General features: G+C 70.5%; 8 protein-coding genes. 4 read left to right on the forward strand and 4 right to left on the reverse strand.

From position 1 onward, the window contains the following. The first annotated feature begins 76 nt into the window (after positions 1-76). The gene (locus D7223_RS10810; protein ID WP_120727719.1) at positions 77-1,036 is read left to right on the forward strand and encodes a zinc metalloprotease; all 960 of its coding nucleotides are present in this window, start codon (positions 77-79) and stop codon (positions 1,034-1,036) included. Positions 1,037-1,075: 39 nt separating this feature from the next. Here D7223_RS10810 and D7223_RS10815 read toward each other — a convergent pair whose 3' ends face one another. Then, complete coding sequence (locus tag D7223_RS10815; protein ID WP_120727721.1) at positions 1,076-2,053, reverse strand: PaaX family transcriptional regulator; 978 nt, start codon at positions 2,051-2,053, stop codon at positions 1,076-1,078. A 237-nt stretch (positions 2,054-2,290) separates the two neighbouring features. On the opposite strand from D7223_RS10815, the gene D7223_RS10820 reads away from it, so the two are divergent. Further along, positions 2,291-3,637: an extracellular catalytic domain type 1 short-chain-length polyhydroxyalkanoate depolymerase gene (locus D7223_RS10820; protein WP_120727723.1), complete on the forward strand. Its 1,347-nt coding sequence runs from the start codon at positions 2,291-2,293 to the stop codon at positions 3,635-3,637. Between the two features lie 137 nt (positions 3,638-3,774). Here D7223_RS10820 and D7223_RS10825 read toward each other — a convergent pair whose 3' ends face one another. Next, positions 3,775-5,703, reverse strand: a complete 1,929-nt coding sequence (locus tag D7223_RS10825; protein WP_158610857.1) for an FG-GAP repeat domain-containing protein — start codon at positions 5,701-5,703, stop codon at positions 3,775-3,777. A gap of 256 nt (positions 5,704-5,959) precedes the next feature. Here D7223_RS10825 and D7223_RS10830 point away from each other — a divergent pair, with 256 nt between their 5' ends. Together D7223_RS10830 and D7223_RS10835 are read left to right on the forward strand one after the other, a co-directional pair. Continuing rightward, positions 5,960-7,084 carry an ALF repeat-containing protein gene (locus D7223_RS10830; RefSeq protein WP_120727727.1) on the forward strand — a complete coding sequence of 375 codons (1,125 nt, stop codon included), beginning with the start codon at positions 5,960-5,962 and terminating at the stop codon, positions 7,082-7,084. A 44-nt stretch (positions 7,085-7,128) separates the two neighbouring features. Further along, a complete protein-coding gene (locus D7223_RS10835) occupies positions 7,129-11,463 on the forward strand; it encodes a polymorphic toxin-type HINT domain-containing protein (protein WP_120727729.1) in 4,335 nt (1,444 codons plus the stop codon). 116 nt (positions 11,464-11,579) lie between these two features. On the opposite strand, the gene D7223_RS32745 is transcribed toward D7223_RS10835, so the two are convergent. Both D7223_RS32745 and D7223_RS10845 read right to left on the reverse strand, forming a co-directional pair. Next, entirely contained in the window at positions 11,580-11,744 is a 165-nt protein-coding gene (locus D7223_RS32745; RefSeq protein WP_158610858.1) for a hypothetical protein, read from the reverse strand. Positions 11,745-12,155: 411 nt separating this feature from the next. Then, positions 12,156-13,835, reverse strand: coding sequence for a DNA repair helicase XPB (locus D7223_RS10845; RefSeq protein ID WP_120728173.1), 1,680 nt, complete (start codon positions 13,833-13,835; stop codon positions 12,156-12,158). Positions 13,836-13,961 lie beyond the last annotated feature (126 nt).

The raw sequence follows: 13,961 nt of genomic DNA on the forward strand, positions 1-13,961 counted from the left end.
AGACGACGCCATCGATCCGCACCGTGGCGACCCCGCGTCGACCCCGCACCGCCTCCCTCCTCCGAAAGGTGCACCGATGCACAGGAGACCCCTCTTCCGAATGGCGGTGCTCACCGCCACCGCCGCGACGCTGCTCTCCTCCGGCGGCGCGTACGGCGCGGTGGCGGCGGCGCCGGTCACCGTCCCGTCCGGCGTCGCGGAGTGCGAGCCGGACCCGCACGGGCACGACGTGGCCCGGGTGGCCGAGGGCGCCACTGTCAACGAGCCGGAGTTGTACTCGAAGAACGAGGCCAACGCGTACGGCGTGATCAAGGACGCGCCGCGGCTGCCTGACGGCAGCGTCACCGTGCCGACGGTCTTCCACATGATTGGCGAGAACGAGTTCACCGACGCCGAGAAGGCCCGGTGGAGCACGCTGATCGCCGACCAGATGACGGTGCTCAACGACTCGTTCTCGGGCGCCACGGCCCCGGACGCCGCCGACACGCCGTTCCGGTTCGACCTGGTCGACACCACCTGGACGGTGAACAGCGACTGGTACACGGTGGTGCCCGGCAAGAACGAGCGGGACATGAAGAAGGCGCTGTACACCGGCGACGCCCGCACCCTGAACGTGTACGCGGCGAACATCGGTGGTGGCCTGCTCGGCTGGGCGTACTTCCCGAAGGGTTACAACAACGGCCGGGACTACATCGACGGCGTGGTGCTGCTGGACGAGTCGATGCCGGGCGGCACCGCCGGCAAGTACGCCCTTGGTGACACGCTCACCCATGAGGTCGGGCACTGGCTGATGCTGGAGCACACCTTCGCGCACGGCTGCTCGGCCGCTGGCGACTTCGTCGCGGACACCCCGCGCGAGGCGGCACCGAACTTCGACTGCCCGGTCGGTGCGGACAGCTGCGCCGCGCCGGGGCTGGACCCGATCCACAACTTCATGGACTACACGCAGGACTCCTGCATGAACATGTTCACCCCGGGGCAGGCGGACCGGATGAGCGACGCCTGGGTGGCCTTCCGGGCCGGCGGCGGCAAGTAGTTCCCGGCGGGGCGCTGACGGGTCGCACGCGGCGGCCCGTCAGCGCCCCTTCGCGTCGGCGTCGTCGCGTACGCCGGCGAGCAGGTCGGCGGTGCTGTGCGCCCGGATGCCGGTCGTCGCGCGGTCGGTGAACCGCGCGACGACCGCCCGCACGTGCTGTTCGGCCGGCGCGGCGAGGCCGTCGTAGACCGCCGCGAACAGCTCCCGGGCGGGTTCCCGCAGCCAGCCCGCCGGAAGGAGTTCCAGGGGCAGTCGCGGATCGAGGATGGGGAAGCGCCGGAAGGTGTCCATCACCTCGGTACGCGCCCGTACCGCCGCCGCGCCGTCGACCTGGCCGGCTCGCACCCGGGGCGCCAGCGGTGTCCAGCGGTGCAGGAAGTCCTGGTAGTGCCGGTCGATCGCCGCGACGTCCCAGGCGTCGATGGGGGCACGGTGGCCGGCCGCGGCCACCGGGACCTGCTCGCCGCGGAAAACCGTGACGGCGCCGTCGGTGAGCTGGTCGAGCTGCGCCCGTGCGAGTGGGGTCAGCTCGTACGGCGAGATCCACAGCCCGTCGTACAGCGGCGCGTAGCCGAGCCAGCGGAGCTGCCCGCGCAGGGCCCGCCGCTGCGTGCTCCGGTCCTGGGGCAGTGAGAAGGCGACGATCGTCCAGCGCCCGTCCCAGGCCGTCGCCGAGGTGGTGGAGGCGACGATCCAGTTGCCTCCGGCGGAGAGGTTGGCGGCGGCGACGCGACTGAGCCGGTAGGAACTGTGCCGGCCCTGCCGGCTGCCCTCCAGTACGCCCCGCCGGGCCAGCCGGCTGATCGCGGTGCGCGCGCCGGCCGGGGTCACCCCCATCTCGCTGAGCAGCGCGACGAGTGCGGCGGACGGGAGCACGGCACGGGTCCGCACGGTGTAGTCCGCCAGCAGGGTCACCGTGACGCCCTGGGACGAGTTGCCGACCTGCCGCCGGGGCAGCCGGAGCGGCTGGTCCCCGCCGTCGGGGTAGATCTCCTCGATGTCGAACGGGCCTGCCACCGGCGCTCCTGCTGGCCTCGGGGACGGTGTGCCGACTGTAGACGGAGGGCGCGGCCCATACACCTTGATCGAATTACATCGATTGACACTTGTGTGACCCAGGGGGAAACTAAGTGCCATACGACGCCGCACCGAGCCGGGCAGGGCGAGCCAGAGCCAGAGGCGTGATCACCGCGGGAGTCGGGCGCCCCGCGAGCGGATCGCGCACCCCGTGCAGGTGATCGAAGGAGTCGTCCGTTGAGAATCAGAAGGAAACTGCTGTTCGCCCTGGCCGGGTCGCTGGTGGCGGCCGGCCTGGTGGTGCCCGCGTTCCGACCCGCGTACGCGGCCTCGCTGGCCGAGGTGACCAGCTTCGGGGACAACCCGGGCCGGATGCGGATGCACGTCTACGTGCCGGACAACCGCCCGGCCCGGCCGGCGACCGTGGTGGCCATGCACGGCTGCGGCGGATCGGGTCCCGGCTTCTACTCGGGCAGCGAGTTCGCCCGGCTGGCCGACCAGTACGGATTCATCGTGATCTACCCGTCCGCGACCCAGCAGGCCGGCTTCGGCAACTGCTTCGACGTCTGGTCCGACGCCGCCAAACGTCGGGGCGGCGGCAGCGACCCGGTGTCGATCGTCTCGATGGTCCGCCACGTGCAACAGCAGTACGCCGCCGACCCGGACCGGGTCTACGCCACCGGCAGCTCGTCCGGCGGCATGATGACCAACCACATGCTGGCCCTCTACCCCGACCTGTTCAAGGCCGGTGCCGCGTTCATGGGAGTGCCGTACAACTGTTTTCTCAACGCCGCGGACTACGCGCCCGGAGGCAGCCAGTGCACCGGCGGGACCATGAACCGCACCCCGCAGCAGTGGGGTGACGCGGTCCGCCAGGCGTACCCGGGCTACTCCGGACCCCGCCCGCGCGTGCAGGTGTGGCACGGCACCAACGACACGCTGGTGCCGTACTCCTTGTTGCAGGAGACCATCGAGCAGTGGACGAACGTGTTCGGGCTGAGTCAGACACCCACCTCCACCGACACGCCCCAGGCCAACTGGAACCGGCGCAGGTACGCCGACTCCACCGGCACCGTCCAGGTCGAGGCGTACAGCATCCAGGGCGCCGGGCACAGCCTGCCGTCCGCCGGCATGGCGCTGTCCGCCATCCAGTTCTTCGGCCTGACCAGCCCGCCCGGCCCCACCACGCCGCCGCCGAACCCGACCACGCCGCCGCCGAACCCCACGACGCCGCCGCCGAACCCGACCACGCCGCCGCCCGGCTCGGGCGCCTGCGCGGTGACCGTCGCGGTCAACGCCTGGAACACCGGGCTGACCGAGAACATCACCGTCACCAACACCGGTAGCAGCGCGGTGAACGGCTGGTCCCTGGTCTTCACCCTGCCCGGCGGGCAGACCATCACCTCGGGCTGGAACGCCTCCTACTCCCCGAACTCCGGCCAGGTGACGGCCCGCAACGTCGCCTACAACGCCGCCATCCCGGTCAACGGCTCGGTGACCATCGGCTTCCAGGCCAACCACACCGGCAACCCCGCCCGCCCAGCGTCGTTCAGCCTCAACGGCGCGCCCTGCACCGTCGCCTGACGCCGCCGGCCCCGACCCATCCCCGGTGGTCATCCAGCCGGCGGGTGGTCGGGCCTACGACTCATCCGCCAACCACCCAAAGGACGGACGCCGCCACCCCCTGCTCGGGGGTGGCGGCGTCCGGGCGTGTTCGTCGATCAGAAGACGAACTTGAAGGCGCTCCAGCCACTGCGACCGATCAGGATGTTGGAGGTCGGGTCGATCCAACCGCCCTTGCCGTTGCCGCGGTAGAGACGCAGTTCGCCGGCGGAGTTACGGACGATAACGTCGGCGCGGCCGTCGCTGTTCACGTCACCGGAGGAGAAGATCATGTTCCACTTGTTCCAGCCGGTGCCGATGGTCTCGGGTGCGGTGCCGTTCAGCCAGGCGCCCCGGCCGTTGCCGCGGTAGAGCTTCAGCTCGCCCGCCGAGTTGCGAGCGATCAGGTCGGCGAAGCCGTCACCGTTGAAGTCGCCCGGCGAGAACATCGCGGTGTACTGGTTCCAGCCGCTGGTGCCGATCGTGTCGGGTGCGGTGCCGTTCTGCCAGCCGCCCCGGCCGTTGCCGCGGTAGAGCTTCAGTTGGCCGGCCGAGTTGCGGACGATCACGTCGGCGAAGCCGTCGCCGTTGAAATCACCGGGTGAGAAGATCGACGTGAACGCCTGCCAGCCGCTGCTGCCGATCTTGTCGGGTGCCGTGCCGTTGAGCCACCGGCCCGTGCCGTTGCCCCGGTAGAGGAGCAGTTCCCCGGCGGCGCTCCGGGTGATCACGTCGTTGAGACCGTCACCGTTGAAGTCGCCCGGCGAGAAGACCGCGGTCCACTTGGCCCAACCGGTGCCGATGTTCGTCCGGGTGCCCAGAAGCGTGCCGTCGCCCTTGCCGTTGTAGAGCCAGAGGATGCCGGTGGCGGAGTCGGCCGCGACGATGTCCGGCTTCTTGTTCCCGTCGAAGTCCCAGGTGCGCTTCTGCCGGAACACGACGTCCAGTGCCCGGGCATCCTCCTGCCCCTTGAGCAGGAAGGTCTGGGTCGCCACCAGGGTGTTGTCGGCCAGCGCCCGCTCGGCCGCGGCCAGCAGGTTCGGTGAGTAACCGTCGGTCCTGGCGTCATCGCGGATCTTGGTGATCTGCGTCACGTATCCGGCCAGCTCCTTGGCCGCGGCGATGTCCTCGTCACGCTTGTTGGCCGCCGCGCCACCGGTGAAGATGAAGTCCTTCAACGCCTGGTCGAGCTGCTCGTCGGGGGCGTTCAGCGCGACCTGCGACGCCAGCTTCACCTCGACACCCTTGGCGTTGTTGTGCACGTGGAGCACAAACTGCCGGTTGGGTGCGGCGACCAGTTCGTCGGTCACCGCCAGCAGGAGCAACTGCAACAGGGACTTCTTGGCGGTGGCGAGCTGCTCGGCGGCGAGCCGGGCGGCCAGCTCCGCGTCCGCCTGCGCGATCGCGTCGGCCACGTCCTGGGCGTGCGCGGCGGCCGCGCCGACGGTCAGGAACGCCGTCCAGTCCTCCTGGTCGGTGCCGTCGGCGATCGCGTCCCGGGCAGCGGTCCATACGTGGCTGCCCGCGGTGACCCGCTGCCAGACGCTGAAGATGAAGTCGCGATCGTTCTTCTCGATCAGTGCGGTGTCGGACGGGTCGAGGCCCACCGTCACCGCCACCGACCTGCGCAACGCCTTCGCCCGTTCGGCGATGATCTCGGCCTGCGCGTCGTCGGCCGAGGCCGCGAAGATCCCGACCGTGATGAAGGCGTACGCGGCGTTCGGGTCGTCCGACTCGTACGTCCGGAGCGCCCCGGCCTTGACGAAGCTGCCGTCGCGTGCCTGCCGCCAGATCGAGAAGACGAACTCCTGGTCGTTGAGGACCAGCATGTCGATGCCCGGGTTGATACCGAGCACCCGGGCCGCCGCGACCTTGTCCTCGTCGGTCGCCAGGTTGGTCGGGTCGGCCACAAGGGAGTTGCTCGCGGTGACGGCGCTCGTCGTGGACGGGCTCTGGGCCCACGCGGGCTGACCGGCGACCGTGGTCAACATCACCACGGTTGTCAGGCCCGCGACCACACCGGCAAGATCGGCTCTTTTCAATGACACGTGAGTGTCCCCCCGATTGCTACTACTCGACGAAACGCGCGGCGTGGGCACAGTTGCCCAGCGCGCCGGCCTCCCCCGTTCAGTAACCAGGGGGTAGGCGTCATCAATGTAGACCGTTGCCGGCTCTGGCATCGCCCCCGCTCATCGACGCCCGCGGAGGCGGTCGTCACGGGGCCACGAGATCGTCGGACTTCTGCAAGGCTGTCGGCGCGGAGCGTCATCGATCGACTCCGCAGTCACGACACGGGGGCAGTCCATGTTCAGCATCACCCTTCGCTCTTTCGCGCTCTTCGCCGCATCCACTGTGGTGGTGGGGCTTCCGGTCGCGGTACAACCAGCCGCCGGCGCGACCCCGGCCGTCGCGGCGACGGCCGCCGACCCCACCGACCGCTATCGCGCGCTGGTGCGGCGGCTTGCCGACAACGACCCGCGGTGGGAGGTCCAGACGGCGGCATGGTCGGCCCTGATCAGTGACGTGCCAACCGCGGTCACCGACTTCCTGACCCCGGGTGGCGGGTACGAGAAGGCGCGGGCGCGGGCATCGCAGAACGCGTCGCGAAACAATCTCCTGATCTCCCGGACGATCGCGACGACCACGCCGACGACCTCGCCGATCGTGCATCTCACCGCGGTCCGCGCGTCCCACGGCACGCTGGCCGAGAAGGACCGCTACGTACGCACCGGGCTCAAGGAGGCCCAGGACCTGGACGCGAAGCATTCGCCGGTGGAGCAGGCGAAGCAGCAGGCGCAGCAGGATCGCGACTACGTGGCCGACATCGCGGTGCACGGATCGGGAGCGTGGGTGCGGGCAGCGGCACAGCGGGCGATCCAGAAGGGCACCGACAACGACATCCAGGAGTTCTTCAAGTACGCGTGGGCCAGCGCGGGCGACTGTGACCTGCAGGCGTTCCGGATGAACCTGGTGGAGCAGGACCTGACCTACCGGCACCGGCTGGCTCAGCTGATCGTTCTCGCCGAGCAGGCGCAGCAGGCGTACGAGCAGGCCTCGGAGGCGGCCAAGGACAAGGCGGCCGCGGACGCCAGGTCGGCGTGGACCACGGCGGCCGACACGGCCGCGGCGACGCAGGCTTCCTGGCTGGCCAATCAGCAGCTGGCGGCGACGCAAGCCCAGGCGTGGCAGCAGGTGCGCGACTTCGCGCTGACCGCGAGCACCCAGCAGAACTGGCCGGCGATCGCGGACAAGGCGGCCGGTACCAGCGGGTCATGGACCGACGAGGTCACCTGGGCACAGAACCAGGCCGCCGAGTGGACCGCCCTGTACGAGTCGGCGAAGGCGAGCGCCGAAGCGATCCCCGCCCCGGGCCCGACCTCCTCGCCCAGCCCGGCACCTTCCTCGCCCAGCCCGGCACCCGCCGCCTGAGCTTTCCGTCTCGGACAGCGCACAACCGCACACACGGGGGAACCATGACGCGCGCACGTTTTGCTGCGGTGATCGCGGGTTTGTTGGCAGTCGTCCTGCTGTCACCAGCCGCCAATGCCGCCGTCCCGGTCGCACCGAAGACCGGGTCGGTGGTGAAATCGCTCACCCTCCAGGACTGGATCGCCAGGGCGCAGGCGGCCGAGGTCGAGCGGGAACGGCAACTCGCGGCGGCGACCGATCCGATCGACGACGCCGTACTCAACCGGATGCTGATCCAGGACCTCGCCGACTACGACGAGGACGCGGAGGTGCGTGCCGCCGCGGCCGCGGTGCTGCTGACCGATGACCCCGAGGAGTTCGTCGCGTTCCTCGACAACGCGCTGCCGATCTACCGGGAGGCGGCGGCCGAGCGCCGGAAGCGGGTCGCCGACGCCAACCGTTCGATGGTCCAGGGGTGGGCCGAGACCGGCGGCCCGGTCGTCCGGGAGCGCGCGACCGCGGTGCTTGCCACGAAGGACGACAAGAAGATCGCCGACTTCGTCGCGATCGGGCACGCCGCGGCGATCGCGGCGGACCGACAGGACGAGATCAACGCGGCCGAGCAGGCCAGGACCATCAAGGCGCGGGTCGAGCAACTCGTCGCCTCCGGTGGCTACGAGGTGAGGTCCGCCGGTCAGGCCGCGCTGGACACCGAGGACCCGGCGACCATCGCCGTCTTCTACAACACCGGGTACGCCGCGGCGGCGGCCCGGGACACCACCGCGCAGCAGCAGGTCGAGGCGGCGCTGGCCGCTCGCACCAAGGCCGTCAACGACCTGGCCGATCTGGCCAGCCGGGCCACCCAGGCGGCGAACGCCCGCACCACGATCATCACGGAGAGCGTGACCGCGACCAAGTCGCTGACCATCGCCGCCAACTCCATGGGCCTGGTCAACAAGTACGCCAAGCAGGCCGACGCGATCTATGCGAGCGACCTGCCGATCCGCCGGGCCGGCGGCGCCACCCACACCGCCGACCTGACCAGGCTGCGTGCCGACGCGTGTGCCGAGTCGGCCACCACGACCCGCAACGCCGACCAGACGATCGCCCACGCCGGGGTCGCCACCACCGCGGCCGAGACACTGGTGCGGACCGGGCTGACGCACGGTGTCGAGTGGGTCGCGGTACTGGGTGCGCAGAGCGATGCGGCGACGGCGGCGAAATACGCCGCCGCGACCGCGTGCAGCGCAGCCGAGACGACCGAGGCCGCGGCGAAGGCGCTGGACGCCGACCGGAACGCCACGGTGGAGGCGAACAACGCGGTCAAGTACCGACAGGCCGCCGAGCGTGAGGCCGCGGCCGCGACCAAGCTCGCCGATCAGGCCGAGAAGCTCGCCGCCGCCGCGCGGGCCGCCGAGGCCGACGCGCACCGGGAGCGGCTGCGTGCCGAGCAGGACGCCCGCGACGCGTGGGCGCAGGCGGCCGACGCGCAGAACCACTACCATCGGGCCAAGGCTCAGCGGGACATCGCCCGCCAGCAGACCGCCGTCGCTCTCGCCCAGCAGGCCGCCGCCTACGACGCGGCGCGGCGGGCGGTCGAGCAGCAGAACATCGCCGCCAGCAAGGGTGCCACCGCCAAGACGGCGGCGGACGAGGTCACCAGTTCGATCACCCGGTTCGACGGGCTCGTCAACGAGTCGAAGGCGGCGACGGCGCGCGCCCAGAAGGCGTTCCAGGAGCGCAACGCCAAGGAAGTGAGCTTCGCGGCGTACACGCAGGAGGCGATCGCCAAGAAGGGCACCGCCGAGGGCGACCACGCCGCCCGACAGGCCGCGATCATCGAAGCTCAGCTGCCCGCCGCCCGCGCCGCGGCGGACAGCGCGCAGGCCGCGGCGAACACGGCCGCCGGGGCGGCGGACTCCGCCGGAGCCGCTGCCCAGCGGGCCGGTGCCGCGGCCGAGGCCGCCCGGGCCGAAGCCGCGGCGGCCGCCTCGGCCGCGGCGGCCGCGCGTCGCGACGCTGCCGACGCGGCCGCGGCCGCCGGCCGGGCGATCGCCGACGCGCAGCGCGCCAACGAACTGGCGCGACAGTCGGTGAACGTCGCCCGGCAGGCGCTCGGCCACGCGGCGGCCGCGAAGGCCGACGCCGACCTGACCCGGTCCGCCGCGGACTCGGCGCTGCGCGAGGCGGGAATCGCCTCGTTCCAGAGCCGGGTGGCCGGCCGGGCCGCGATCAACGCCCGAGCCTCGGCGCTGGCGATCGCCGACCCCGCAGCGAAGGCGCTCAGCGTCGCCGAGCAGTACGCCGAGACCGACAACGACGCGGCGATGGCGGTCGACATCGCGAACAGCGCGGTGTTGATCGGCGCCGAGCAGAGCGCCGCCGCCCAACAGCACGCGGCCGACGCGCACGCCGCGGCGGTGCACGCCGCCGAGGAGGCGCTGCGGGCGCAGGAGCAGGTCAAGCCGGCGTACGCGGCGGCACAGCGGGCGGCCGAGGAGGCGGCCCGGGCGGTGCGGGCCAGCAAGGTCGCGATCGACGCCGCGCGGGGCGCCGTGGCCGAGGCGAAAGCCACCGTGGCCGCCGCCGGCGACGCCGCGAGAGCGGCGCAGCAGGCCACCGCGTACTCGAACGCCGCCGAGGGGATGGCGGTCGAGGCCGGGCACGACGCCGCGGTGGCGCGACAGGCGGCCGGCGCTGCCCGGGGCTACGCCAACCAGGCCCAGACCGCCGCCACCAACGCCGCCACCATCGTCAAGCAGATCTCGGCGGCGTCGATCTCGGCGAGCAAGTTCGCCGACGCGATGAAGACGACCGCCGCCGCGATGGTCAAGCTGGCCCAGGACATGCGGACGGCCGTCAAGCAGGTGGCCGACCTGGCGGAGGCGGAGAAGCTGGCTCGCCAGACCTCCTGGATGCAGACCTGGCGGGACTACGTCGAGAAGAAGCTCGACGGCGAGGACTACCCCGACTGGCTGAAGGACTTCTACCGCGGCGAGAGCGAGGCCATCCTCGGCATCGTGGGCGGGGCGTGGCTGACCGGGCTGTGCGCGTTCGGGGCGTCGGGCAACAGCCCCGGCAACACGCCGGATTCCGAAGAAGCCTGCAACATGCTCAAGGACGGCATCAAGGCGCTCATCGACAACCCCGGCTCGCTGATCCACCTGGACGAATGGCGCAACGGGGAGTACGCCAAGGCGCTGGGCATGACGGTGGTCGACCTGCTCACGCTCGAACTGCCGAAGATCGGGAAAGTAACCGCCGGCATCGACCTGCTCAAGGACGGCATGGCGGCGGGTCTCGCCAAGTTGCTCTCCGGTGAACTGCTGGCCGGTCTGAAGGCCCTCGGCACCGACGTGATCGACGCCGCGATCAAGAAGCTCGGCGCGCTCAAGCTCACCAAGCTGCTGGAACTCAACGTCGACCTGCCAAAGAAGATCACGTTCAGCGCGGACGAGCTGAACGCGCTCAAGCTCGTGATCGACGTCAAGGGTTTCCCTGCCGTCGAGAGCGCCCTGAAGGGGCTGGTCGACGGAAAGACCATCCTGGACGGTCTGGAAGACCTGCTGAAGACGTGCGCCGGGGACAGCTTCGCCCCGGAGACCCCGGTCCTGCTGGCCAACGGCGTGACGGCGCCGATCTCGGACATCCGGGTCGGCGACGAGGTGCTCGCCACCGACCCGCTGACCGGCATGACCAGCGCCGAACGGGTCACCGAGCTGCACCGCAACCTCGACACCGAGTTCGCCGACGTCACGATCAGCGGCAGCCGTGGCGACCAGGTCGTCCGCAGCACCCAGCACCACCCGTTCTGGAATGCCACCACCCGCGACTGGACCGACGCCGGTGACCTCCGACCGGGCGACGCGTTGCTCGGGCGGGGTGGCCCGGCGACGGTGACGGCGGTCCAGCGCTACACCGGCAGCCGGATCATGCACAACCTCACCGTTGCCGATCTGCACACCTACTACGTGGTGGCAGGTGGCACGCCGGTCCTGGTGCACAACTGCGTCACGATCAAAACCCCTGCCGATGGCTTCAGCTACTACCACACGGAGACCAGAAGCCTATTCGAGGCGATGCTCGACGCGGACGGCGATCTGACCATGCTGATCAAGGTGGAGGAGGGCAATCCGCACAAGGGTTTTCAGATGTTCGAGATGATGTGGGAACACCTGGGACCCCGGGTGAAGTCGATCACGGGTAACTTCATCGATGACAACCGGGACACGTTCAACTCCGCCTACCGTGCGAACGGCGGGAACAAGGAGGCGGCTGCCTGGGCGACCTGGACCGGCAAGATGTCCTCGCGGCACGGTTTCACCAAGATCGAGTCGATCTACACAGACGGTCCGGATGGAGATTTCACCAAGATCGAAGTCAGGTTCGTCAAGCCATAGGAGGTGCGATGCCGACGAAGGAGCAGTGGGGCGAGATTTGCTCCGGGATCGTGTCTCGGGGTGGTGACGTGGTCGACGTGGCGCGAGAGGTGGCGCGGGTCGCGCCGGAGGACAGGTCAGAGCAGTATGTCGCTGTCGTAGCTCTTCGGGACGTCTGCGGACTGCGGGTTGCGCAGATGACCGAGATCCTGCGGTGGCTCAGCGGAGATCTCGCCGAGGATGAGCTCCGCAACCTGGTACCGCTCGGCCCACAACCGCGGGCGTAGGGAAGCGTTACCCACCGGTCGGTTCCGCTACCGGAGTCGCACAGGGGTGGAAGGTCGGTGCACGGCCGACCTTCCACCCAAGGCTGACACCGCGTATCCGTTGTCGAAGGTGTCCCGGCAGACTGTCGGCTCGGCCTGGCCCTGCCGTGAGCCGCCTCGAAGACCACTCACGGCAGGTGCCAGAGCCAGGGTTGAGCCGGCGTTGACACGAGCAGGCGCATCGACCCATGCAGGCCGCCGAGGACGGCATGAGCCTCGACCACCACGTCCTGCGGAGGCTCAGCGCCGCCTGATCGGTGCGGGGCGGTCGACCGAGCGCGGCCTCCCGCCCCAGCATGCCGTACGTGGCCCGAGCGACCGGCTGACTCATCTACGACATCAGCTCGAAAGTGCCCGAGACGACCGTCCGCCCGAGGGCGCGACGGGTCAGTCGAGCGAGGGCAGCGAGGGGCCCAGGACGTCGTCCGCGTCCACGATCGTGTACGCGTACCCCTGCTCGGCCAGGAAGCGCTGCCGGTGTGCCGCGTACTCGGTGTCGATCGTGTCCCGGGAGACGACGGTGTAGAAGTGCGCCTGCCGGCCGTCGGCCTTCGGCCGCAGCACCCGCCCCAGCCGCTGCGCCTCCTCCTGCCGGGAGCCGAACGTGCCGGAGACCTGGATCGCCACCGCCGCCTCCGGCAGATCGATCGAGAAGTTTCCCACCTTCGAGATCACCAGGGTGCGGATCGCGCCCGAGCGGAACGCGTCGAACAGCCGCTCCCGTTCCTTGTTCGTGGTGGAACCCTGGATGATCGGGGCGTCCAGATATTCGCCGAGCTGGTGCAACTGGTCGAGGAATCCGCCGATGACCAGCACCTGCTCCTGCGGGTGCCGCTCCACGAGTGCGCGAACCACCGGCATCTTCGTCCGGGCGGTCGCCGCCATCCGGTAGCGCTCCTCGGCCTCCGCCGTCGCGTACGACATGCGTTCCGCGTCGGTCAGGGTCACCCGGACCTCGGTGCACTGGGCCGGGGCGATCCACCCCTGCGACTCGATGTCCTTCCACGGCGCGTCGTACCGCTTGGGGCCGATCAGGCTGAACACGTCGCCCTCCCGCCCGTCCTCGCGTACCAGAGTGGCGGTCAGGCCCAGCCGGCGGCGGGCCTGGAGGTCCGCGGTGAAGCGGAAGATCGGCGCGGGCAGCAGGTGCACCTCGTCGTAGACGACCAGGCCCCAGTCGCGGGCGCCGAACAGGTCCAGGTGGGTGAACGCGCCGCCGCGCCGCGAGGTGAGCACCTGGTACGTGGCGATGGTGACCGGGCGGATCTCCTTGCGCTCGCCGGAGTACTCGCCGATCTCCTCCTCGGTCAGCGACGTGCGGGCGATCAGCTCCCGCTTCCACTGCCGGCCGGCGACCGTGTTGGTGACCAGGATCAGCGTGGTGGCCTTCGCCTCGGCCATCGCCGCCGCGCCGACCAGCGTCTTGCCGGCGCCGCAGGGCAGCACCACCACACCCGACCCGCCGGCCCAGAACGCCTCCACGGCCTCCCGCTGGTAGGACCGCAGCGTCCACGGCTTCGACCCGTCCTTGCCGTCCGTGGCAAGGTCGATGGGGTGCGCCTCGCCGTCGACGTAACCGGCCAGGTCCTCCGCGGGCCAGCCCAGCTTGAGCAGCGCCTGCTTGAGCCGGCCCCGCTCGGACGGGTGCACCTGGATGGTGTCGTCGTCGAGCTTGGTGCCGAGCATGCCGGCGAGTTTCTTGCTCTTGGCCACCTCGATCAGGACCACCCGGTCCAGGGCACGCAGCACCAGGCCGTGGGCCGGGTCGTTGGCGAGCTGGAGCCGGCCGTACCGGTCCATCGTCTCGGCCACGTCGACCAGCAGCGCGTGCGGGACCGGATAGCGCGAGTACTTGAGCAGCGCGTCCACCACGCCCTCGGCGTCGTGGCCGGCGGCCCGCGCGTTCCACAGTCCCAGCGGCGTCAGCCGGTAGGTGTGCACATGCTCGGGGGAGCGCTCCAGCTCGGCGAAGGGTGCGATGGCCATCCGGCAGGCCTGCGCGTCGGGGTGGTCGATCTCCAGCAGCAGCGTCTTGTCCGACTGCACGATCAGGGGTCCACCGCTCACGCCCGCGCCTCTTTCCTCGTCGGTGTCGGCCACCGAACCGGCGCTTGACCGGCCCCGGACCGACCATCCAGTGTTGCACGCATCCGGCGCACGCCGAGAAAACCGCGCAACGAGGCAACCAGCACC

The sequence above is a fragment of the Micromonospora endolithica genome (genome assembly GCF_003626595.1).
In the GTDB taxonomy this organism is placed as follows: domain Bacteria; phylum Actinomycetota; class Actinomycetes; order Mycobacteriales; family Micromonosporaceae; genus Micromonospora; species Micromonospora endolithica.

Excerpts from the sequence above, each read along its gene's own strand:
- D7223_RS10810 (WP_120727719.1), top strand. The coding sequence starts at position 77 with ATGCACAGGAGACCCCTCTTCCGAATGGCGGTGCTCACCGCCACCGCC.
- D7223_RS10830 (WP_120727727.1), top strand. The coding sequence starts at position 5,960 with ATGTTCAGCATCACCCTTCGCTCTTTCGCGCTCTTCGCCGCATCCACT.
- D7223_RS10835 (WP_120727729.1), top strand. The coding sequence starts at position 7,129 with ATGACGCGCGCACGTTTTGCTGCGGTGATCGCGGGTTTGTTGGCAGTC.